General features: G+C 66.0%; 19 protein-coding genes. 11 read left to right on the top strand and 8 right to left on the bottom strand.

Annotated elements, in window-relative coordinates; genetic code table 11:
• The first annotated feature begins 132 nt into the window (after positions 1-132).
• A complete protein-coding gene (gene apbC / locus FQS62_RS16010; RefSeq protein ID WP_049447715.1) occupies positions 133-987 on the top strand; it encodes an iron-sulfur cluster carrier protein ApbC in 855 nt (284 codons plus the stop codon).
• Between the two features lie 72 nt (positions 988-1,059).
• On the opposite strand, the gene FQS62_RS16005 is transcribed toward apbC, so the two are convergent.
• Positions 1,060-4,119, bottom strand: a complete 3,060-nt coding sequence (locus FQS62_RS16005) for a TonB-dependent receptor (RefSeq protein ID WP_049447713.1) — start codon at positions 4,117-4,119, stop codon at positions 1,060-1,062.
• 420 nt (positions 4,120-4,539) lie between these two features.
• On the opposite strand from FQS62_RS16005, the gene dcd reads away from it, so the two are divergent.
• Positions 4,540-5,112, top strand: coding sequence for a dCTP deaminase (gene dcd / locus FQS62_RS16000; protein ID WP_049447712.1), 573 nt, complete (start codon positions 4,540-4,542; stop codon positions 5,110-5,112).
• Between the two features lie 105 nt (positions 5,113-5,217).
• Here the strand turns inward: dcd and FQS62_RS15995 are convergent, their stop codons facing one another.
• The 3 genes from FQS62_RS15995 to FQS62_RS15985 are packed head-to-tail and all read right to left on the bottom strand — an operon-like array spanning position 5,218 to position 6,491.
• Positions 5,218-5,385 carry a LiaI-LiaF-like domain-containing protein gene (locus FQS62_RS15995; protein WP_005410498.1) on the bottom strand — a complete coding sequence of 56 codons (168 nt, stop codon included), beginning with the start codon at positions 5,383-5,385 and terminating at the stop codon, positions 5,218-5,220.
• Positions 5,386-5,400: 15 nt separating this feature from the next.
• Positions 5,401-5,823, bottom strand: coding sequence for an HIT domain-containing protein (locus FQS62_RS15990; protein ID WP_049447711.1), 423 nt, complete (start codon positions 5,821-5,823; stop codon positions 5,401-5,403).
• The gene (locus FQS62_RS15985) at positions 5,820-6,491 is read right to left on the bottom strand and encodes a dienelactone hydrolase family protein (protein ID WP_099588645.1); all 672 of its coding nucleotides are present in this window, start codon (positions 6,489-6,491) and stop codon (positions 5,820-5,822) included. The genes FQS62_RS15990 and FQS62_RS15985 overlap by 4 nt, the downstream gene beginning before the upstream one ends.
• 202 nt (positions 6,492-6,693) lie before the next feature.
• Here FQS62_RS15985 and rimO point away from each other — a divergent pair, with 202 nt between their 5' ends.
• Positions 6,694-8,055 (top strand): 30S ribosomal protein S12 methylthiotransferase RimO, encoded by a 1,362-nt coding sequence (gene rimO / locus FQS62_RS15980; RefSeq protein ID WP_049447709.1) that lies wholly within the window; start codon positions 6,694-6,696, stop codon positions 8,053-8,055.
• Positions 8,052-8,891: a DUF3025 domain-containing protein gene (locus tag FQS62_RS15975; protein ID WP_208043875.1), complete on the top strand. Its 840-nt coding sequence runs from the start codon at positions 8,052-8,054 to the stop codon at positions 8,889-8,891. The genes rimO and FQS62_RS15975 overlap by 4 nt, the downstream gene beginning before the upstream one ends.
• A gap of 87 nt (positions 8,892-8,978) precedes the next feature.
• On the opposite strand, the gene greB is transcribed toward FQS62_RS15975, so the two are convergent.
• Complete coding sequence (gene greB, locus FQS62_RS15970; RefSeq protein ID WP_019336668.1) at positions 8,979-9,485, bottom strand: transcription elongation factor GreB; 507 nt, start codon at positions 9,483-9,485, stop codon at positions 8,979-8,981.
• A 127-nt stretch (positions 9,486-9,612) separates the two neighbouring features.
• Positions 9,613-11,118, bottom strand: a complete 1,506-nt coding sequence (locus FQS62_RS15965) for a helicase HerA-like domain-containing protein (RefSeq protein ID WP_049447705.1) — start codon at positions 11,116-11,118, stop codon at positions 9,613-9,615.
• A gap of 122 nt (positions 11,119-11,240) precedes the next feature.
• On the opposite strand from FQS62_RS15965, the gene FQS62_RS15960 reads away from it, so the two are divergent.
• Together FQS62_RS15960 and FQS62_RS15955 are read left to right on the top strand one after the other, a co-directional pair.
• The gene (locus FQS62_RS15960; protein ID WP_208043855.1) at positions 11,241-12,851 is read left to right on the top strand and encodes a transglycosylase SLT domain-containing protein; all 1,611 of its coding nucleotides are present in this window, start codon (positions 11,241-11,243) and stop codon (positions 12,849-12,851) included.
• Positions 12,852-12,874: 23 nt separating this feature from the next.
• Positions 12,875-13,222 carry a ribonuclease E inhibitor RraB gene (locus FQS62_RS15955; protein WP_164158644.1) on the top strand — a complete coding sequence of 116 codons (348 nt, stop codon included), beginning with the start codon at positions 12,875-12,877 and terminating at the stop codon, positions 13,220-13,222.
• Positions 13,223-13,329: 107 nt separating this feature from the next.
• Here the strand turns inward: FQS62_RS15955 and asd are convergent, their stop codons facing one another.
• Both asd and FQS62_RS15945 read right to left on the bottom strand, forming a co-directional pair.
• Positions 13,330-14,172 (bottom strand): archaetidylserine decarboxylase, encoded by an 843-nt coding sequence (asd, locus tag FQS62_RS15950; protein WP_099588647.1) that lies wholly within the window; start codon positions 14,170-14,172, stop codon positions 13,330-13,332.
• Positions 14,169-14,819, bottom strand: a complete 651-nt coding sequence (locus FQS62_RS15945) for an SCO family protein (RefSeq protein ID WP_208043856.1) — start codon at positions 14,817-14,819, stop codon at positions 14,169-14,171. The genes asd and FQS62_RS15945 overlap by 4 nt, the downstream gene beginning before the upstream one ends.
• A gap of 122 nt (positions 14,820-14,941) precedes the next feature.
• On the opposite strand from FQS62_RS15945, the gene prmB reads away from it, so the two are divergent.
• From prmB to FQS62_RS15920, 5 genes are all read left to right on the top strand, one after another.
• Positions 14,942-15,871, top strand: a complete 930-nt coding sequence (gene prmB, locus FQS62_RS15940; RefSeq protein ID WP_005410487.1) for a 50S ribosomal protein L3 N(5)-glutamine methyltransferase — start codon at positions 14,942-14,944, stop codon at positions 15,869-15,871.
• Positions 15,868-16,971: a chorismate synthase gene (aroC, locus tag FQS62_RS15935; protein WP_049447700.1), complete on the top strand. Its 1,104-nt coding sequence runs from the start codon at positions 15,868-15,870 to the stop codon at positions 16,969-16,971. Before prmB ends, aroC begins: the two co-directional genes overlap by 4 nt.
• The gene (locus FQS62_RS15930; RefSeq protein WP_088479892.1) at positions 16,964-18,001 is read left to right on the top strand and encodes a 2-hydroxyacid dehydrogenase; all 1,038 of its coding nucleotides are present in this window, start codon (positions 16,964-16,966) and stop codon (positions 17,999-18,001) included. Before aroC ends, FQS62_RS15930 begins: the two co-directional genes overlap by 8 nt.
• Before the next feature lie 94 nt (positions 18,002-18,095).
• Positions 18,096-19,124, top strand: coding sequence for an aspartate-semialdehyde dehydrogenase (locus FQS62_RS15925; protein ID WP_049445577.1), 1,029 nt, complete (start codon positions 18,096-18,098; stop codon positions 19,122-19,124).
• Between the two features lie 130 nt (positions 19,125-19,254).
• Positions 19,255-21,300 carry a motility hub landmark protein FimV gene (locus FQS62_RS15920; RefSeq protein WP_208043857.1) on the top strand — a complete coding sequence of 682 codons (2,046 nt, stop codon included), beginning with the start codon at positions 19,255-19,257 and terminating at the stop codon, positions 21,298-21,300.
• Positions 21,301-21,310: the final 10 nt, after the last annotated feature.

The raw sequence follows: 21,310 nt of genomic DNA, 5'->3' as shown, positions 1-21,310 counted from the left end.
AACCAGTGCTTAGCGAACGTAACATGAACTTAACAACCTGTGCACGAATCTGTAGCAATCCTGAATTTCAGTCAGGCTACGTCCAGCTTGTATGATGTTGGGTTATTCCCCCCGATACCGCTGGTGCCCGTTGTGAACAGTTCTCCCCGTCGCCCCCATGCCAGCCAGGTCCAGAAGGGACTGACGCCACATGCCCGCATCCGCAATGTCATTGCGGTCGGCTCGGGCAAGGGCGGTGTCGGCAAATCCACCACGTCGGTGAACCTGGCAGTGGCGCTGCAGCAGCTCGGTGCACGCGTGGGCGTCCTTGATGCGGACATCTACGGCCCAAGCGTGCCGGCCATGCTTGGCCTGTCAGGCCGCCCGGAAAGCCCCGACAACAAGAGCATTGAGCCGCTGCGTGCGTTCGGTGTGGATACGATGTCGATCGGCTACCTGATCGAGGAAGACACGCCGATGATCTGGCGTGGGCCGATGGCCACGTCGGCGATGACCCAGCTGTTCAACGACACCCTGTGGGACGACCTGGACTTCCTGCTGATCGACCTGCCGCCGGGTACCGGTGACATCCAGCTGACCCTGACCCAGAAGATCCCGCTGGCCGGTGCGGTGATCGTCACCACGCCGCAGGACATCGCCACGCTGGATGCGAAGAAGGCGCTGAAGATGTTCGAGAAGGTCGAGGTGCCGGTGCTGGGCATCGTCGAGAACATGGCGGTGCACACCTGCAGCAACTGTGGTCACGTCGAGCACCTGTTCGGCGAGGGCGGCGGCGAGCGCATGGCCGCGCAGTACGGTGTGCCGCTGCTGGGTTCGCTGCCGCTGCAGATCGGCATCCGCGAGCAGGGCGACGCTGGTACGCCGATCACCGTGGCGCAGCCCGATTCGGTCCCGGCCCAGGCCTACCGCCATGCCGCGCAGCGCCTGATCGAAGAAGTGGGCAAGCGCCCGCGCGCTTCGATTCCGATCCTGTCGTCGCTGCTCTGATCACAGCTGCAAAGAAAAAGCCGCCGGCGCAAGGCCGGCGGCAAGTTGGAGCGTTCCTGGAGAGGAAGCTGCTTACCAGTCGTACTGGACCTGGAAGCGGACGGCACGCGGATCGTTGAAGTACTTCGGCGTGTTGTAGTTGTAGTAGTTGCGAATGGTCGGAGCGGAGCTGGGGCGACCGTACTTGGTTTCGTACACCTGCACCGGCTTGATGTTGTTGAAGGCGTTGAGCACGGACACCTGCAGGCTCAGGCCTTCCAACCAGTTCGGCGTATAGGTGATGTTCGGGCTGACGGTGAACTGCCATGGCGTGCGGCCGGCGCTGCCGACCTTGGCGATGTCGTCTGCCGGAACCCGGCCATTGAGCTCGCAGCTGTGGAATACGCCAGAGTAGCCGTACTCGGTGTCGAAGCTGCCATAGCCGCCGCCGAGGCAGCTCTTCGGTGCGCCGGACTGCGCCAGGATGTTCACGCCGACCGACCACTCGTCGGTGAACTTGTAACCACCAAACAGCTTGATGCTGTGGCGATGGTCGTTGAACAGGTAGCCGTCCGAGCCATACATGATCTCGGCGAAGTCGAAGTCCGACGTGGTGCCGGTGTCATCCTGGCCGTTGGTGCTCTTGACCAGGCCTTCATAGTTGCCTTCCAGCTTGGACCAGGTGTAAGAGAAGCTGGCATACCAACGTTCGGTCTGCTTGTCGGCGCTGAGGGTGACGGCCTTGTACGTACGCTTGGCCTTCGGGCCGAGGCTGGCGCCCGGAACAGTGATCTCTTCCGCCGTGCCGTTGCCATCCACATCAAGGGTGACCTTCAGGTCGCTACCCGGGTTGTAGATCCAGCAGCCGGGCAGGCCTTCCGGCACTGTCCACGGGTCGGACCAGTTGGACAGGTCATAACCTGCGGCAGCTGCGGCGTTGTACAGCGAGCGCGAGTCGCAGGTGTCGTCGATCACCTTGTTGGCGCGGCGATAGGTCGCCTTGATGCCAACGGTCCAGTCGTTGAAGAAATCGATCGACGAGCTGACCTGCTGCTGATAACCGATGATCAGTTCGTCCTGGGTGTAAGGCTTCAGGCCCTTGGACGCGACTGCGCGCGGATCCGGAGTGACGCCGCTTTCGCCATTGACCACGGAGTCGTTCGCACCATCCTCGAAACTGCCGGTGACGTTCGGAGCGCCATTGGCGCCGATGCCGTCGTAGGTGTAGTACTGGTCCAGGTAGTAGGAGGCGCTGGCTGCGCGCAGTGCCACGTTTGCCGCGATCGGCAGCGAGTACCGGCCCACCGAAGCGAACAGCTTGCTGCGACCATCACCCAACAGGTCCCACGAGAAGCCAAAACGCGGCTGCCAGATGTCGTCCTGCTTGACGAACGTTGCACCGTCGGAGTTCTTGTTGTTGAACGAATCGTTACGAATGCCGCCGTACAGCATGAAGTTGTCGGTGATCTGCCAGTTGTCCTGCAGATACCACGACTTCTGCTTGATCTCGATCGAACCACCGTTGCGGAAGTTCACGAGATTGGCGTAGTCGTCGAACAGGTACCAAAGTGCTCCGCCCGAGTACGAGGTGCCCTGCACGGACGTCCATTTTTCATCGCTGTAACCAAAGCCGACCTTGTGGTCGCCCAGCTGCCAGTCGAAGTCGAGGCGAGTGCCCTTGCGTTCGTTGCGGCCGCCGAAGATACCGACGGTGCTGGCAACCGCACAGCCGATCTGGCGGCCGGTGCCGCCGGTGGCCGAGCGGTAGTCCAGCACATAGGGGCACGCACCCTGCGGGCTGTTGATGTCACCGTTGTAGGCATCAAAGACGCCATCGGCGCTGATGGTGTGTTCCGATGAACGATTGCGCATCTGCCCGTACTGCAGGGATGCGGTCAGGTTCTCGGTGAGATAGCTGGTCCACTTGAAGACGTCGGTCTGGCCGCCGCTCTTGCCGATCAACTGGCCCAGGTCGCCGGTCTTGGCCGGTTCGCCGCCAGCGTTGGGGCTGTCATAGGCCGCAGTGTAGTAGTCATACGAGTAACGACGGCTGTTGTCGAAGCCGGTGTACTCCAGGTGGTTGTTCTCGTTGAGGTACCAGTCGACCTTCAACAGCCAGTAGGGCGTCTTCGACTCATAGTCATAGGCGCTGGTCGACAATGCCGCAGCCGACGGCGGACGGCCATTGGTGGTGTACTGGGAGCCGCGGTTGCCGAAGTTGCCGGTCTTGGAGTTGCTGAACTGGCCCATCGCGAACACGAACAGCTTGTCCTCGATCAACGGACCGCCAGCCCAGACGCTGTACACGTTGGAGCTGCTGCTGTTCTTGTCGTACGAACGGAACAGCGAGCCATCGCTGTAGTAGGTGTCCGGAGCTTTTTCACGCAGCGAGTCCGGGGTGCCGGTCCAGCTGAAACCACCCTTCCATTCGTTGGTGCCGCGCTTGACGTTGACGCTGGTCACGCCACCGGTGGAGAAACCGTACTGAGCACCATAGCCGCCGGTCTGCACGTCCAGCTGATCGATGGCCTGGTACGGGATCTCCGAGAAGGACAGGCTGTCATACAGATTGGTGACGTTGAATCCGTTGACGTAGTAGCTGTTTTCCGCAGCCGACGCGCCACCGAACGAGGCTGGGCCGAAATAGCCGCTCGATGCGACGGTGCCCGGGGTCAGCAGCGAGACGCTGGTGATATCGCGGGCGACCGGCAATGAATTGAGCTTGTCGGCAGTGAAGGTGGTACGCGATTCAACGCTGCCCAGGTCGATCGTGTTGGCCGCGCCCAGGGCGCGCACGTTGACGGTATCCAGCGATGTTGCACCGCTGCTGTTCGCCGAGGCGAATGTCGCGAACGACTGTTGTCCGGCGACCACGGTGACGCGGGTGGTCGCAACCGGATTTCCACCACTGACCGTGGTGACCTCATAAGTGCCGGTCGGCAATTGGGAGATGCGGAAACGGCCATCCGCGCTGACGTTCGCCTCGCGGGTGGCGCCGGAAGACAGGCTCTTGACCTGCACTTTGTCAGCCGACGTAGCGGTACCGACGATGTCGCCGGAAGTGCTCTGCGCATAGCTGGTGCCGGCGATGGCTCCCAGGACCATGGCCAGAGCGGTGCGCTTCAGACTGCGTCCATTGAAGTTCAGATTCATCGTGTTCCTTTGCGGTTGCAGAGGGAAATCGGTTGGGCTCAAAGGACCTGAACGAATTGTTCAGGATGAATGAAACCGTAACGATCAATCTTTCCTCATGCAACGTTCATCCGGCGCTCATGTCACCAAGGAGGCCGACTGATGGCTTCATGTATTTGAATTTCAAGAAAAAATATTTTTATGTCGACATGTGTCATTGCAAACATGCTGATTGGATTTGACATAAATATGTGCTAACTGATTTAACTCGGTCGGCCTGGTCTCATTTGTTAGTCATCCTGCGCGTGCGTCTTTTCGCTGCGACGGCGGATGACAATGGAAGTGGCGCGCCAATCCGCATCATGGCCGGCACAGTCGGCCCGCCTGTAGAATCGCCGCCTCGGGCGCAGCCCGTTTCCCCCTCGTTCAACAGGACAGAGCATGAGCATCAAGAGTGACCGTTGGATCCGCCGCATGTCCGAGCAGCACGGCATGATCGAGCCGTTCGAGGCAGGGCAGGTCAAGCAGGCCAACGGCGAGCGCATCGTCAGCTATGGCACGTCCAGCTATGGCTATGACGTGCGCTGCTCGCGCGAGTTCAAGGTGTTCACCAACATCAACTCGACCATCGTCGATCCCAAGCGCTTCGACTCGGGCAGCTTCGTCGACATCACCGCCGACGAGTGCATCATTCCGCCGAACAGCTTCGCGCTGGCGCGTACCGTTGAATACTTCCGCATTCCGCGCGACACCCTGGTGGTGTGCCTGGGCAAGAGCACCTACGCGCGCTGCGGCATCATCGTCAACGTGACCCCGCTGGAGCCGGAGTGGGAGGGCCACGTGACCCTTGAGTTCAGCAACACCACGCCGCTGCCGGCGCGCATCTATGCCAACGAAGGCGTCGCACAGATGTTGTTCTTCCAGGCGGCGGCCGATGACGTCTGCGAGACGTCGTATCGTGACCGTGGTGGCAAGTACCAGGGCCAGACCGGCGTGACCCTGCCGCGGACCTGAAGGCTGTCGGCAGCTTGTGGGGCCGGGCGATGCTCGGCCTGACGTCAAGGCAGCCGAGCATGGCCCGGCTCTACATGAAGAAGGCGGCGCAATGCGCCGCCTTCTTCATTTCCCGCGACCGAACAGCATCGCGATACCGACACCCACCAGCGCCACCGGCCACCAGGTCAGCAGCAGCTTGGACAGGTTCAGGTGCGTCCAGCCGAGGTTGCTGGCGAGCATGAACAGACCGATCAGGATCAGCAGGATGGCGGCAACGAGGTTGAATCGCATCGGGTCGGCGAACGCTCAGGAGTGGGCCGGATATCCTAGCCGTTCCTTCCAGTAGGCGACATGCTGGTCCAGCGCGGCCGGCTCGTAGCGGTGCGCCGGCCCGCTGCCCCAGACCGGGCCGGGCCAGGCCGGGTCGCCATCGTGACGCCCGATCACGTGGAAGTGCAGCTGGCGCACGATGTTGCCCAGCGCGCCGATGTTGATCTTCTCCACGCCGTCGGAGCCCTTCAGGGCCTTGCAGGCGCGGTTGAGCTCGGTGCGCAGCTTGTCCTGCTGCTCGCCGTCCAGCTCGATCCACTCGGTCACCCCGGCCAGACGCGGCACGAGTACCAGCCAGGGGAATCGTTCGTCGTTCATCAGCCGCACTTGCGACAACGGTCCTTCCGCCACCAGCACGCTATCGGTGGCCAGGCGTGAATCGAGTTCGAAATCGCTCATCCAAGATGCTCCGAGAAGAAGTCCAGGGTGCGTTGCAGCGCCAGGGCGGCGCTGTCTGGATCATACGCATGTCCGACCTCCCGGTTGAAGGCGTGATCGGCCGGATAGACGTAGGTGGCCATCTGCGGCAGCTTCTCCCGGTGGGCCTGCACGGCCTCCGGCGGGATGCTGCGGTCCTGGGCGCCAAAGTGGAAAATCACCGGGGCCTTGGGCGTCTCATCCAGGAACTGGACGTTGCGCGCACCGTAGTAGCTGACCGAGGGCAGGCCCAGGCGCAGCGCGGACAGCATCGCTACCGTGCCGCCCCAGCAGTAGCCGACGGTGCCGACCTTGCCGTAGGGGGCCAGCCGGGTGGCCGCCGCGCGGACCACTTCCAGCGCCTTCTCCATGCCCAGCGCGCTCACCCGTTCCAGGCCCTGCTTCACGCCGTCGGCGTCATAGGGCAGGGCATCCGGATCGGCTTCTGCGCCATCAACCAGGTCGAAGAAGGACGGCGCCAGCACCGCGTAGCCTTCGGCCGCGAAGCGCTCGGCTACGCCGCGGATGTGCGGGTTGGCGCCGAAAATTTCCTGCACCACCACCAGCCCGCCGCGCGGGGTGCCTTCAGGGAGGGCCTGCCAGGCCCGTACCGCGCCGTGGTGCGTATCCAGGGTGATCCACTCGGCCATTGCTTCTACCTCATTGCGGGAACAGACCCGCATTGTCGGTGCTGCGCGGGTTAGCGCGGTGTCAGCGGCTGTGCGTGATCGGGCGGCTGGCCATTCAGAGCGAGGTCGCCAACCCCGGTATACTGGCGCCCTTTCAGGCCCCGGCCCCCAGGAACCCCTGCCACGCCGGCAGGGGCCCAGGCCCCCAGAGTCCCGCGATTCCATGTCCCAGCTGAACCCCAAAGTCGGCTTCGTCAGCCTTGGCTGCCCGAAGGCCCTTGTCGATTCCGAACGCATCCTTACCCAGCTCCGCTCGGAAGGCTACGACATCGTCCCGTCCTACGATTCGGCCGATGTGGTGGTGGTCAACACCTGTGGCTTCATCGATTCGGCGGTGACCGAGTCGCTGGACGCGATCGGCGAGGCGATGAACCAGAACGGCAAGGTCATCGTCACCGGCTGCCTGGGCAAGCGCCCTGAGCAGATCCGCGAGGCGTACCCCAACGTGCTGGCGGTGTCCGGCCCGCAGGACTACCAGAGCGTGATGGAAGCGGTGCATGAAGCATTGCCGCCCAAGCACGATCCGTTCGTGGACCTGGTGCCCGACTACGGTATCAAGCTGACTCCGCGCCATTACGCTTACCTGAAGATTTCCGAAGGCTGCAACCACAAGTGCAGCTTCTGCATCATTCCGTCGATGCGAGGCAAGCTGGTCTCGCGCCCGGTGGATGAGGTGCTGCGCGAAGCCGAACGCCTGGTACGCGGTGGCGTGCGCGAGCTGCTGGTGGTTTCGCAGGACACCTCGGCCTACGGTGTGGACGTGAAGTACGCCGAAAAGATGTGGCGCAACAAGGCCTACCAGACCCGCCTGAAGGCGCTGTGCGAAGGCCTGTCCGAGCTGGATGCGTGGGTGCGCATGCACTACGTCTACCCCTACCCGCACGTGGACGAAGTGGTGCCGCTGATGGCCGAGAACCGCATCCTGCCGTACCTGGACATCCCGTTCCAGCACGCCAGCCCGCGCATCCTGCGGCTGATGAAGCGCCCCGGTGCGGTCGAGAAGACCCTGGAGCGCGTGCAGAACTGGCGCCGCATCGCGCCGGACATCACCGTGCGCTCGACCTTCATCGTCGGCTTCCCGGGCGAGACCGAATCCGAGTTCGAAGAGCTGCTGTCGTTCCTTGACGAAGCGCAGCTGGACCGCGTGGGCGCGTTCGCCTATTCACCGGTTGAAGGTGCCACCGCCAACGATCTGCCCGATGCGGTGCCGGAAGAGGTGAAACAGGAACGTCTGGCCCGCTTCATGGAGAAGCAGGCGCAGATCTCAGCCGCGCGCCTGGAGGCCAAGATCGGCACCGTGCAGCAGTGCCTGGTCGACGCCATCGAAGGCGATATCGCCGTGGCCCGCTCCAAGGCCGATGCCCCGGAGATCGACGGCCTGGTGCACATCCAGAATGCCGACCAGGTGCCACTGCGCGTGGGCGAATTCGTGGATGTGGAAATCACCGAGAGCGACGAGCACGACCTGTACGGTGACGCGCTGCCGGCCGCCACCCGCCCGGCATTCGATCTCAAGATGCTGTGACCGCAGCGACGACCGCCGCCGGTGACGGCAGCGGCGTCCGCCGCTTCGTGCCGCCGCCGCGTGCGGCGGTCGATCCGCAGGTGTTCGCGCACCCGGTGTTTGCCGGATTGCGCGACGTTCGTGACCTGCTGGCCAGCCCGGAGTGGCCGTCCATTGCAGCGCTCGAGACACGCCTCGCGCTGCCCGGCAAGCATCTGGTCGAGCAGGATGCCACGCTGCTGACGGACGGCCTGCACTACGAAGTCCGCATCGCACAGGGGCGCATCGCCACCCGCGCCGACAACTGGCATGACCTGTTCAACGCACTGGTGTGGGCCCGTTACCCGCAGCTCAAGCAGGCGCTCAACGTGCAGCAGTGCAGGCATATCGCATCCATGCCGCCGGGCCAGCGCAATCGCGCACAGGCGGCACTGACCCAGTTCGACGAGACCGGCGTGATCGTGCGCGTGCGCCATCACACGCTGCTGGCCGCCTGGGATGCGCACGACTGGCGTGCACTGTTCGAATCGAGATACTGGCTGAGCGGCGACATCGCCATCGCTGCGGTATTCGGCCATGCGCTGATGGAGCAGGCGCTGCTGCCGGGGCGTCTGCTGGTGGGCAAGTGCGTGGTGGTGCGCGACGAAGTCGATGATGCCTGCGTTGACGCAGTGACCGCGGCCATCGCCGAGGGCAGGGCAGTGACCGATCCGCTGCAGCTGCGGCCCCTGCCATTGGCCGGTATTCCCGGCTGGCATGGCGTGCAGGATTCCGCCTTCTATCGCAATGCCGATTATTTCCGCCCGCTGCGTGCCGGTCGCCAGTATCCGTTGCCGCTGGTGGGGTTGCCGTTGTAGAGCCGAGCCCATGCTCGGCTGCGTTTGCCCATCAGCCGAGCATGGGCTCGGCTCTACAAAGGGCAGGCAGTCGAGCCATGCTCGACGCTACACAGGCTCGTATTCCACCCCGATTACCGCAAAGGTGAACTGGCCGCCGGGCAGTTCCACCGAGAATTCATCATCCAGCCGCTTCTTCAGCAGCGCACGCGCCAGCGGCGAATCGATGCTGATCCAGCCCAGGCCTGCGTCGGTCTCATCCGGACCGACAATGCGATAGCGGCTGGTGTCGCCGCTGTCCACGTTCTCCAGTTCCACCCATGCGCCGAAGAATACCGCCTGCGGATCGGTCGGCGTGGTGTCGACCACGCGCAGCGATTCCAGCCGCTTGGTCAGATAGCGCACGCGGCGGTCGATCTCGCCCAGCTGCTTCTTTCGATAGGTGTACTCGGCGTTTTCCGAACGGTCGCCTTCTGCGGCGGCTGCGGCCAGTGCCTTCACCACCTCGGGGCGCCGCACACGCCACAGGTCATCCAGTTCGGCCTTCAACCGGGCGTGGCCGGAGGCGGTGATCAGGGCGGTACTCTTTTCTGCAGGGGGACGCCAACGCGACATGTGGTGCGACTTCTTTTCTGGATGACGAACGGGGGAGCGGGGGCGGAGCCCGCCCTGGCGGGTGGGATCCGACCGCGGGGCCAGATCCCTTTCCAGCGGAAAGGGCTCCGATCCCAGTAGCGGCAGGTCAGCGCTTGCCGCCGAAGATGCCGCCCAGCAGGCCGCGCACGATCTGGTTGCCCAGCTTGGTGCCAACGGTACGCGTGGTCTGCTTGGCCATGGTTTCGATCATGCCCTGGCGGCGCTTGGTGCCGAAAATCGCATCCTTGATCGCCTGGCCGAAACCGCCTTCCTGCGCTTCGTCCTGCTCACGGCTGCGCGCGGCCGGCGCCTGCGCCTGTTCGACGGTCTTCTGCGCACGCTGGGCCAGCAGTTCGGCGGCCGATTCGCGGTTGATCGCGGTGTCGTAGCGGCTGCCGACCGGGCTGCCGGCACGCACCTGGGCACGCTCGGCCTCGGTGATCGGCCCCATCCGGCAGCGCGGCGGTGCAATCATCGTCTGCTGCACCGGCATCGGCACGCCCTTGTCCTGCAGCGTAGAGACCAGCGCTTCGCCGGTGCCGAGCTGGCTCAGTACCTTGGCCACGTCCAGCTTCGGGTTCGGCACGAAGGTTTCAGCCGCGGTCTTCACTGCCTTCTGGTCGCGCGGGGTGAATGCACGCAGCGCATGCTGCACGCGGTTGCCCAGCTGGCCGAGGATGTTGCCCGGCACGTCATCAGGGAACTGCGAGCAGAAGTACACGCCCACGCCCTTGGAGCGGATCAGGCGCACCACCTGCTCGATGCGCTGCACCAGCGAGGCCGGTGCGTCGTCGAACAGCAGGTGGGCCTCGTCGAAGATGAAGACCAGCTTCGGCTTGTCCAGGTCGCCCACTTCCGGCAGCTGCTCGAACAACTCCGACAGCAGCCACAGCAGGAAGGTCGAATACAGCTTGGGCTTGAGCACCAGCTGGTCGGCGGCGAGGATGCCGATCACGCCGCGGCCGTCGTGATTGACCCGCATGATGTCGGCCAGTTCCAGGGCCGGCTCACCGAAGAAGTTCTCGCCGCCATCCTGCGCCAGGCGCAGCACCGAACGCTGGATCGCAGCGATGGACTGCGCGCTGACCAGGCCGTATTCGGTGGAGATGTCCTTGCGCTCCTCGGCCACCAGGCCAAGCAGGGCGCGCAGGTCGTCCATGTCCAGCAGCAGCAGGCCACGGTCGTCGGCCAGCTTGAACACGATGTCTAGCACGCCGGACTGGGTGTCGTTCAACTCGAGGATGCGCGCCAGCAGGGTCGGGCCCATCTCGCTGACCGTGGTGCGCACCGGGTGACCCAGCTTGCCGTACAGGTCCCAGAAAAGGGTCGGGCTGGCGGCCGGCGCGTAGTCGGCCACGCCGATCTCGGCGGCGCGCTTGAGCAGGTTCTCGGCGCCGGTGCCGGGCACGGCCAGGCCGGAGACATCGCCCTTCACATCGGCCAGGAATACCGGCACGCCCAGTCGCGAAAAGCCCTCGGCCAGAGTCATCAGGGTCACGGTCTTGCCGGTACCGGTGGCGCCGGCCACCAGGCCGTGGCGGTTGCCGAGTTTCGGCAGCAGGGTGACGGCAATATCGTCGGTAATGCCTTTGCCGAGCAGAATCGGATCCATGGTCCAGCCCTTGTGGTGAATAGCCCAATGTTAACCGCCGGCGGTGACGGTCCGAAGGTCGGCTTGCCCGGACCTTGGCGGCGCCGCTACTCTGCCTGCCTGTTTCGCACACAGTGCCATCAATGCCCGTTCCTGTCCTGATTTCCCGCGGTTGGCCGCTGCTGGCCCTGGCCGGCCTGGTTTCCCTGGCACCCGACGCCCATGCACAGCGGGTCTCGGCCCGGGACAAGGTGAAGGTGGATGCGCTGCAGCAGCGCATGACCGCCGCCGAGAAGCGCTACAGCGACGCTCTGCTGCTGGTCGCCAACGCCGACCCCAAGGGCAGCAACGAGGCCGATGCCGCGCTGGAGGACATGGAAGATGTCCTCAACGACTGCGTGAAGCAGAAGGGCTGCCAGATGGGCACCCTGCTGGCCAGCTACAAGCGCCTGCTCAAGCACGACGCCGATGCGGCCGCCAGCGATGACGTCGCCGACGAGGGCGGTGACCGCCTGGAAGCCGACCCCGACCACATCGGCCCGCTCACCGCCGACGTGCCCGAAGCCGCCCGCGCCGCCGCGCTGCTCAACGACAAGCGGCACGCCTTCGACAGCATGGTCGAATACAACCCGGCCGTGCAGGCCGGTATTCGCCGCTGGCTGACCGACATGCGCCCGGCGCTGCTCACCAGCTATGAGAACTACCAGAACCTGCGCGCGGTGATGTGGCCGGAGTGGGAGAAGCGTGGCCTGCCCGAGGCACTGCTGTTCGGCATCATGGCCAAGGAATCCAACGGTCGCGTGCACGCCTCCTCGCGTGCCGGCGCAGCCGGCCTGATGCAGTTCATGCCGGCCACCGGCCGCCGCTTCGGCCTCGGCCCGGACGGCACCGGCTTCGATACCCGTTTCGATGCGCGCAGTGCCGCTGAAGCCAGCGCCAGCTACCTCAACGAGCGCCTGCGCGAACTGAACAACAACGTGGAAATGTCGGTGGCCGCCTACAACGGTGGCGAAGGCCGTGCCGCGCGCGTGTTCAAGCAGAGTGCTGGGCAGAGCTTCTGGACCGACAGCGTCTACAACCAGTTCCCGGGCGAGACCAAGGACTACGTCCCGATGGTGATCGCCGCGGCCTGGATCTTCCTGCACCCGCAGCAGTACGGCGTGGAGTTCCCGAAGATCAGCGCCCAGCCGGCCACGCTGCGCCTTGCCAAGTCCACCACCATCTACGAACTGACCATCTGCCTGGGCAGCCACGGTACGCGCGATGGCTACATGCGCGCGCTGCGCAACCTCAACCCGCGCTATGAAGCCGATGGCTGGATTCCGGCCGGTACGCTGATCAACGCTACCACCCGCATCGCCGGCCTGTACCAGCGCAACTGTGTCAGTGGCCCGCGCGCCGACCTGGCCCGCACCCTGATCACCGCCGATCTGAATGCGGCGATCAAGCGCCCGACTGCGGCCAGCTACACCGGCAGCGTGGCGGTGGGTGGTGTGGTGCCGGTGGCCGACGCGGCCGCATCCACCAGCGTGCCGACCGCACCGGTGGCTGCGGTGGCGGCGCCGCGCCCGGCACCGGCCGCCCGGCCGAAACCGGTGCGCAGCCACAAGGTGGGCAAGGGCGAAACCCTGGGTGCCATCGCGGCGAAGTTCCAGTGCGACGTGCCGACCCTGGCCCGCGCCAATGGCCTGAGAGCCCCGGCCTACAGCCTGCGCCACGGCCAGACGCTGAAGCTGCAGGGCTGCGACAAGTAATTCCCCCGACCCCTGGAATCCGCATGGACCTCGAAGACACCCGCAACCTGTTCGCCAACCTCCGCGAAAACACCGACTGGGACATCAACGGCCCGTTGCTGTGGGGGTACTTCTTCGTGCACTCCACTGCTGAGCCGTTGCAGGCACTGGCAGGGCACCTGCAGGCGCAGGGCTATATCTTCGTGGAACTGTTCGAGCAGGAGCCGGAAGAGGGCGATGCGCCGTTCCACGTGCTGCACGTGGAGCGCGTGGAAATCCACGACGAAGCCTCGCTGGACCGTCGCAACCAGGAGTTCGCGGCGCTGGCCGCGGAGAAGGGCGTGGAAGATTACGACGGCATGGACGTCGGCCCGGCCCCGGCCCTGCAGTAACGCGCTTCTGGCTGTAGAGCCGAGCCCATGCTCGGCTTCCTTTGCCCACAGAAATGCATGACCGGTTGCAGCCAGCAGCCGAGCATGGGCTCGGCTCTACATGTACCTCAGCGCAGTTTCGCCAGCGCCTGGCCCAGCTGCACCGGGCTTTCGGCGCCCAGCTGCGGTGCGAACTCGGCCACGCCCGGCGGCAGCAGCACGATCACGGTTGAACCATAGTTGAAGCGCGCCATCTCGGCGAAGCGCTCCAGCTTGATGCCCTGGCCGCGGTAATCCTTGCGGGTGATGCGATCGCCATAGTGCGGAATTTCTTCGCCGCTCCATACGGTTTCCACACCGGACACCAGCAGCGCACCGACCATCACGCTGACCATCGGCCCGAAGCTGGTGTCGAAGTGGCAGACCAGGCGCTCGTTGCGGGCGAACAGGCGCGGCACCCCGTTGACGGCCGCAGGACCAACGCTGAACAGGCGGCCCGGCACGTGCACGGTTTCACGCAGGGTGCCGGTCCACGGCATGTGCACGCGGTGGTAGTCGCGCGGGGACAGGTACACGGTGGCGTACAGGCCGTCGTTGTACGGCTTGGCGTCTTCGTCGCTGCCCAGCAGCTCGGCGGCGGTGAACGACTGCCCCTTGGCCTGGAAGATGCGGCCGGCCTCGATCTTCCCCAGCTGGCTGATGCGGCCGTCGGCCGGCATCACCAGGCTGCGCGGATCGGCATCGGCCACGCGCGCGCCCGGCTTCAGCGCACGGGTGAAGAACTGGTTGAAGGTCGGATAGCTGCGCGGGTCCGGGTTGGCCGCTTCGTCCAGGTTGACGTTGAACTTGCGGGTGACCGTGTCGATCAGCCAGCGCGACACGCGCGGATCGTCCGAGTACGCCAGCGAGCGCGCCATCGAGGACAGCAGGCGATGGGGCAGGGCGTACGTCAGGGCGGTGGTGAGGCTCATGGGGCGGTTTTCTCGGTCAGCTTCTGCAGGTCGCGGGCAATGGCCGGCGCGTTGAACGGGGGGCGTACCAGGCCGGCAAGACGGCCCTGCGGGTCGAGCACGGCCAGGCTGGCCGAGTGCTCGACGGTGTAATCCTCGGGATTCTCGTCGAAGTGCTTGCCCGGCACCTTCTGGAACACGAAGCCCAGCGAGGTGGCGAAGCGTTCCAGCGAGGGCACATCGGCGGTTGCGGCCAGGGTGTCCTTGTGGAAGCCGTGCACGTACTCGCCCAGCCGCGTGGCGCTGTCCCGTTCGGGGTCGACCGAGATGAACAGCACCCGCGGGCGCAGCGTGTCAGGCAGGGCTTCCCACTGGTTCTGCGCGCCAGCCAGCTCGGCCAGGGTGGTCGGGCAGACGTCGGGGCAGAAAGTGAAGCCCAGGAACACCAGGGTCCAGTGGCCCTTCAGCTCGCCCGGGATCAGGCGGGTGCCGTCGGACTGCGCCAGGTTGAAGTCGGGCAGCGCACGCGGCTGCGGGTACAACGTGATTGCTTCGGTGGCCGGGGCGTTGGCCGGGGGCTTGGGCGCGAATGCCTGCTGGGCGGCCAGCAGGCCGAGCCCCGCCGCCAGGGCGATCAGCAGGATGATGCCGGCGTTGCGATTGAACATGGGGGCTCCCGCGCGAAATGGGCTCCATCATACCGGCTGCGGCCCGATCGTTTCCGCCGCAACGGATGCCGCCACGGGCGCCAGCCCCTATAATCGGGGGCCACTTTGCCCGCAGTACCGCCATGACCGCTGAAACGGCCGCCGAACTCCACACGATCATCGATCTGATCCGCTACGGCACCAGCCGTTTCAACGAAGCCGGACTGACCTTCGGGCACAGCTACGACAACGCGCTGGATGAGGCCACCCAGCTGGTGCTGCACAGCCTGCACCTGCCGCACGATCTCGGCCCGGCCTATGGCCAGGCGCGCCTGCTGCAGGCGGAGAAGCTGCGCGTGCTGGAGCTGTTCCAGCGTCGCATCGATGAACGCATCCCGGCCGCCTACCTGACCGGTGAGGCCTGGTTCGCCGGCCTGAGCTTCAAGAGCGACAAGCGCGCCCTGGTGCCGCGCTCGCCGATCGCCGAACTGATCGAATGCGGCTTCGAGCCGTGGCTGGCCGGCCGCGATGTCAGTCGTGCGCTGGACCTGTGCACCGGTTCGGGCTGCATCGCCATCGCCATGGGCCACTACTACCCGAACTGGGAAGTGGACGGTGTCGACCTGAGTGACGACGCGCTGTCGCTGGCCGAGGAAAACAAGGAGCGCCTGCAGGCGCACAACGTCACGCTGCTCAAGTCGGACCTGTTCAACGGCCTGACCGGCCGCCACTACGACCTGATCGTCACCAACCCGCCGTACGTCACCAACGACGAGACCGATGCCCTGCCGCAGGAATACTCCTACGAGCCGGAGATGGGCCTGCGTGCCGGCGACGACGGCCTGGACCTGGTGCTGAAGATCCTGCGCGACGCCCCGCTGCACCTGAGCGAAGACGGTCTGCTGATCTGCGAAGTGGGCGAATCCGAGCAGCACCTGATCAAGCTGCTGCCGGAAGTCGACTTCGCCTGGATCGAGTTCAAGGTCGGCCAGATGGGCATCTTCGCGGTCGAATGCCGCGAGCTGATCGCCCACAGCGCACGCATCACCGAACTGGCGGCGCAGCGCCCGTGAGCTCCAATTCGTTCGGCAAGCTGTTCACCGTCACCACGTTCGGCGAGTCGCACGGGCCGGCCATCGGCTGCGTGATCGATGGCTGCCCCCCGGGGCTGGCACTGGACGCGGCCGAATTCGCCCACGACCTGCAGCGCCGCGCGACCGGCAAGAGCAGGCACACCTCGGCGCGCCGCGAGGCCGATGAGGTCGAGATCCTGTCCGGCGTGTACGAGGGCCTGACCACCGGCACGCCGATCGCCCTGCTGATCCGCAACACCGACCAGCGCAGCAAGGACTACGCCAACATCGGCCAGCAGTTCCGGCCGGGTCATGCCGACTACAGCTACTGGCACAAGTACGGCATCCGCGACCCGCGTGGTGGCGGCCGTTCCTCGGCGCGCGAAACCACCATGCGCGTGGCCGCCGGCGTGGTCGCCAAGAAGTGGTTGGCCGAGCGCTTCGGCGTCACCGTGCGTGGCTACCTGTCGCAGCTGGGCGACATCACTCCGGCCGGTTTCGACTGGTCGGCGGTGGAAGACAACCCGTTCTTCTGGCCGCACGCCGCACAGGTGCCGGAGCTGGAGGCGTACATGGATGCGCTGCGCAAGTCCGGTGATTCGGTCGGTGCGCGCGTGGACGTGGTGGCCGACAACGTGCCGCCGGGCTGGGGCGAGCCGATCTACGGCAAGCTCGACGGTGACCTGGCCGCCGCGCTGATGAGCATCAATGCGGTGAAGGGCGTGGAGATCGGTGACGGTTTCGCCAGCGCTGCGCAGAAGGGCACCGAACATCGCGACCTGCTGACCCCGCAGGGCTTCGCCAGCAACCATGCGGGTGGCATCCTCGGTGGCATTTCCACCGGCCAGCCCGTGGTCGCGTCAATTGCGTTGAAGCCGACCTCCAGCCTGCGTCTGCCGGGTCCGTCGCTGGACACGGCCGGCAACGTGGTCGAGGTGGTCACCACCGGGCGCCATGATCCCTGCGTCGGCATCCGTGCCACTCCGATCGCCGAGGCGATGGTGGCGATGGTGCTGATGGACCAGGCACTGCGCCATCGCGCGCAGTGCGGCGATGTCGGCACGATCACCCCGCGCATTCCCGGGCAGATCGATGGCTGACACGCGGCCGACCGTGTGGGTGAGCCAGCCGCTGATCGACGCGGCCATCGCGCCGCTGCGCGATCGCGTGCAGCTGCGCAGCACCGACACCGTCACCGCCTGGTCGCCCGACCAGATCGCCGAACAGCTGGCCAGCGCCGACGGCGCGATCATCACCCTCAACGAACGCATCGGTGCGGCCCAGGTGGCCGATGCCACGCAGCTGCAGGTGATCGCCAATGTCGGCGTCGGCTACAACAACCTGGATGTCGACGCGCTCAGCGCGGCCGGCATCCTGGCCAGCAACACGCCGGACGTCCTGACCGAAACCACCGCCGATCTCGGCTTCGCGTTGCTGATGGCCACCGCGCGCCGCATCACTGAATCCGAGCGCTGGCTGCGCGAAGGCCAGTGGCAGCAGTGGTCGTTCCAGACCATGCTCGGTGCCGACATCCACGGCAGCACGCTGGGCATCCTCGGCATGGGCCGCATCGGCCAGGGCATCGCCCGCCGCGGCGCGCATGGTTTTGGCATGAAGGTGCTGTATCACAACCGCTCGCGGCTGCCCGCCGCGACCGAGGCGGAGGTGGGGGCCCGTTACGTAGATCTGGACACGCTGCTGGCGCAGTCCGATCACCTGCTGCTGGTGCTGCCGTATACCGCGGCCTCGCACCACCTGATCGATGCCGCCGCGCTGGCGAAGATGAAGCCGTCGGCGACGCTGGTGAACATCGCCCGTGGTGGCCTGGTTGATGAGATCGCGCTGGCCGATGCGCTGGCCAACGGTCGCCTTGCTGCAGCGGGTCTGGATGTGTACGAAGGCGAGCCGAAGGTGCGCCCCGAACTGCTGGCACTGCGCAACGTCGTGCTCACTCCGCATATCGGCAGCGCCTCCCTGGCCACGCGCACGGCGATGGTACAGCTGGCCGTGGATAATCTGGTTGCCGGGCTCGGCCTGGATGGCGGCCCGTCGTGCATGCCGAGCGCGATCAACGCTGACGCGGCGATGGCCGCGCGCGTGACGCTGGGCAAAAAAACCGGGAAACGATAGGGAACCTCCGCGCGCCCCGCTTGAGGAGGTTCCCCGAACCCAGCTGTCGTGCGTGTTTTTTTCCCCATTCCCGTTTTTCGTGAGAGTTTCCCCCATGAGCAATGCACAGCGCAGTTTCCACGTCGCCGTCGTCGGTGCCACCGGTGCGGTCGGCGAGACCATGTTGTCGATCCTGGCCGAGCGTGATTTCCCGGTCGGTACCCTGAGCGTTCTCGCTTCCGAGCGTTCGGCCGGCGGCGAGATCGAGTTCAACGGCCAGAAGGTCACGGTCCAGGACCTGGCCACCTTCGATCCGACCGGTGTCGAGATCGCCCTGTTCTCGGCTGGCGGCAGCGTGTCCAAGGAATACGCACCGAAGTTCGCCGCAGCGGGCGCGGTGGTGATCGACAACTCCTCGGCCTTCCGTTACGACGATGACGTGCCGCTGGTGGTGTCCGAGGTCAACCCGGAGCAGGTCGCCAACCGTCCGCGCGGCATCATCGCCAACCCGAACTGCTCGACCATGCAGATGCTGGTGGCGTTGGCGCCGCTGCACCGCAAGTACGGCATCGAGCGCATCAACGTCTCCACCTACCAGTCGGTGTCCGGCGGCGGCCGTTCGGCTACCGAGGAACTGGGCAAGCAGACCGGCCAGCTGCTGAGCTTCCAGGAAATCGATCCGCAGCGCTTCCCGGTGCAGATCGCCTTCAACCTGATCCCGCACATCGACGACTTCCAGGACAACGGCTTCACCAAGGAAGAGATGAAGCTGATCTGGGAAACACGCAAGATCCTCGGCGACGACAGCATCCTGGTGAACCCGACCGCGGTGCGTGTGCCGGTGTTCTACGGCCACTCCGAGTCGGTGGCGATCGAGACCCGTGACAAGGTCACCGTCGCCGAAGCGCGCGCGCTGCTGGAGCAGTCGCCGGGCATCGAAGTGGTGGACCGTCACGAAGCCGGTGGTTACCCGACCCCGGTCACCCACGCCTCGGGCACCGACGCGGTGTACGTCGGCCGCATCCGCGAGGACCTGTCGCACCCGCGCGGCCTGAACCTGTGGATCGTGTCGGACAACGTGCGCAAGGGCGCGGCGTTGAATGCCGTGCAGCTGGCCGAACTGGTCGCCGCCGAACAGCGTTGATGGAGAGGCCGGGCAATGCCCGGCCTTTTCTGTAGAGCCGAGCCCACGCTCGGCTCAGGCCATGCAGCCGAGCATGGGCTCGGCTCTACATGGGTGCGGACCCCGGTCCGCACGCTTTATAGTGTCGCCCATGAATAAACGGGCCAAGGGCGCAAAGCGCCCGCTCAGCTATCTGTCCACCGCCCTGCTCGCCTTGGCCAGCAGTTCGGCGCTCGCCCTGGGGTTGGGCGACATCCGTGTCCTGTCCAAGCCGGGCCAGCCCCTGCTGGCCGAAATCCCGGTGGTCTCGGCGGACCCATCCGAGCTGGAAAACCTGCGCGTGGCGCTGGCCTCACCGGTCACCTTCGAACGTGTCGGCCTGCAGCGGCCCACCGGACTGGTCAGTGAGCTGCAGTTCGAACTGACCCGCGACACGCAGGGCAGGGCGGTGGTGCGCGTCACCTCGCAGGCGCCGGTGGAGACGCCGTCACTGAGCTTCCTGATCGAAGCCGACTGGGGCCAGGGCCGCCTGGTGCGCGAGTACTCGGCGTTGGTCGATGCGCCGCCCAGTGCGTTGGCCGTGGCCGAGCCGGAGATCGTCGCACCGGCCGGCACGCCCTCCAATACCATCATGCGCGAACCTGCACCGGCTTCGGCAACGGCGCCGGCAGCAGCGACGCCCACTACGCCGCCCCCTGCGGTGGCGCCAGCACCGGCACGCCCGCGTGCGGCCTCCGCGCCGGTTGCTGCACCGGCGGCCGATGGCAGCATCACCGTGCAGCGCGGGCAGACCCTGTCGCAGATCGCCAGTGCGGTGGCACGTGGCAACCAGGTCAGTCGCGACCGCGCGATGATCGCCCTGCTGCGTGCCAATCCCGAAGCCTTCATCCGTGGCAACGTCAACCTGCTCAAGCAGGGGGCGGTGCTGCGCATGCCGGGCAGCGACGCGCTTGCTGCGGTCGACGCTGCCGAAGCGGCGACGCTCGTGCGCGAGCACGCCGCGCAATGGCGGCAGGCGCGTACCGTGCCGCAACCGGCGGGTGCCGTCGCCCCGGTCGCCAAGGCGGCAGCCACGAACGCTTCTTCCCCGGCTGCGGCCAATGGGGCACGACTTGAAATCGCTCCGGCGCTGGCGTCCGACGCCGTGCACGCGGGCACAACCACCGGCACCGCTGCCGGCAGCGAGGGTGACATGCTGGGCAACGAACAACTGCGCCAGGCGCGTGAGGACATCGCCACCCGCGATGCCGAGATCGGCGAGCTGAAGCAGCGCGTGGCCGACCTGGAAAAACTCAAGGAGCAGCAGCAGTCGCTGATCGCGATGAAGGACAACGACCTGGCCGCCGCGCAGCAGCGCCTGGCGCAGGCGCCGGATGCCCGGGATGCCGCAACACCGTGGTACTGGCTGGGGCTGCCGGTGCTGCTGCTTGCGGCCGGAGCGGCCTGGCTGCTGCGTCGTCGCAAGCCGTCGCCGCTGCCGCCGCTGCGTGAGGAAGACGATGCCGCCGGCCTGGCCGCTGCGGTGCCGGCGGGCGCGGCGCTGGATACGCTGGCCGAGCGGTCTTCGTGGTCGTCGGCGGTAGCCGATGGTGGCCGCCAGGAACCGGCGATGCCGGCCTGGGCGAGCGAGCCCGAGGCACCGGCCGAAACAGTGGTCGATCCCGTGGTGTCGGCCGACTGGCAGGCCGGTACGCTGCGCGACGACGAGATGGTCGCATTGCCCGAGGCGGTGACCGATCTGCCGCGCTGGGACGAACCCGTAACCACCAGCAGCGCGGGTGTCGTCGAGCCGGTGCACGACGAGCTGGTCGCATCGGAAACCCCGGTCGAAACAGGCGTGCCGGACTATGCGCTGCATGCCGAACAGCAGCCGCAGTTCCGCGGCGTGTTCGATCTGCCGGCCGACGCGCATGAGAACGAGGCTCCGGCGGATGCCGCACGTCCCGAAGCCATCGACGGCATCGATCATGGCAGCGTCGAGGCCTCTCATTCCGACGACATCGCGTCGAGCGCGGTCGCGCCTGCCGGCGACGCGGGCTGGTCGCCACGTGCCGGCCAGGAGCGCCTGGAGCTGGCCATCGCCTATCTTGACCTGGGCGACGCACAGACTGCGCGTACCCTGCTGCTGGAAGTCGCAGAAGACGGCGATCTGCACAGCCAGGCACAGGCGCGCGAACTGCTGGCCCGCCTGCCGTGATCGAACCTGC

The sequence above is a fragment of the Stenotrophomonas sp. SBJS02 genome, assembly GCF_020428325.2.
In the GTDB taxonomy this organism is placed as follows: Bacteria; Pseudomonadota; Gammaproteobacteria; order Xanthomonadales; family Xanthomonadaceae; genus Stenotrophomonas; species Stenotrophomonas africana.
This window is presented reverse-complemented; position numbering and strand designations above follow the sequence as displayed.

Coding starts and splice junctions, on each gene's coding strand:
- FQS62_RS16005 (WP_049447713.1), bottom strand. CDS start 4,119: ATGAATCTGAACTTCAATGGACGCAGTCTGAAGCGCACCGCTCTGGCC.
- dcd (WP_049447712.1), top strand. CDS start 4,540: ATGAGCATCAAGAGTGACCGTTGGATCCGCCGCATGTCCGAGCAGCAC.
- FQS62_RS15995 (WP_005410498.1), bottom strand. CDS start 5,385: ATGCGATTCAACCTCGTTGCCGCCATCCTGCTGATCCTGATCGGTCTG.
- FQS62_RS15990 (WP_049447711.1), bottom strand. CDS start 5,823: ATGAGCGATTTCGAACTCGATTCACGCCTGGCCACCGATAGCGTGCTG.
- FQS62_RS15985 (WP_099588645.1), bottom strand. CDS start 6,491: ATGGCCGAGTGGATCACCCTGGATACGCACCACGGCGCGGTACGGGCC.
- rimO (WP_049447709.1), top strand. CDS start 6,694: ATGTCCCAGCTGAACCCCAAAGTCGGCTTCGTCAGCCTTGGCTGCCCG.
- greB (WP_019336668.1), bottom strand. CDS start 9,485: ATGTCGCGTTGGCGTCCCCCTGCAGAAAAGAGTACCGCCCTGATCACC.
- FQS62_RS15965 (WP_049447705.1), bottom strand. CDS start 11,118: ATGGATCCGATTCTGCTCGGCAAAGGCATTACCGACGATATTGCCGTC.
- FQS62_RS15960 (WP_208043855.1), top strand. CDS start 11,241: ATGCCCGTTCCTGTCCTGATTTCCCGCGGTTGGCCGCTGCTGGCCCTG.
- FQS62_RS15955 (WP_164158644.1), top strand. CDS start 12,875: ATGGACCTCGAAGACACCCGCAACCTGTTCGCCAACCTCCGCGAAAAC.
- asd (WP_099588647.1), bottom strand. CDS start 14,172: ATGAGCCTCACCACCGCCCTGACGTACGCCCTGCCCCATCGCCTGCTG.
- FQS62_RS15945 (WP_208043856.1), bottom strand. CDS start 14,819: ATGTTCAATCGCAACGCCGGCATCATCCTGCTGATCGCCCTGGCGGCG.
- prmB (WP_005410487.1), top strand. CDS start 14,942: ATGACCGCTGAAACGGCCGCCGAACTCCACACGATCATCGATCTGATC.
- FQS62_RS15930 (WP_088479892.1), top strand. CDS start 16,964: ATGGCTGACACGCGGCCGACCGTGTGGGTGAGCCAGCCGCTGATCGAC.
- FQS62_RS15925 (WP_049445577.1), top strand. CDS start 18,096: ATGAGCAATGCACAGCGCAGTTTCCACGTCGCCGTCGTCGGTGCCACC.
- FQS62_RS15920 (WP_208043857.1), top strand. CDS start 19,255: ATGAATAAACGGGCCAAGGGCGCAAAGCGCCCGCTCAGCTATCTGTCC.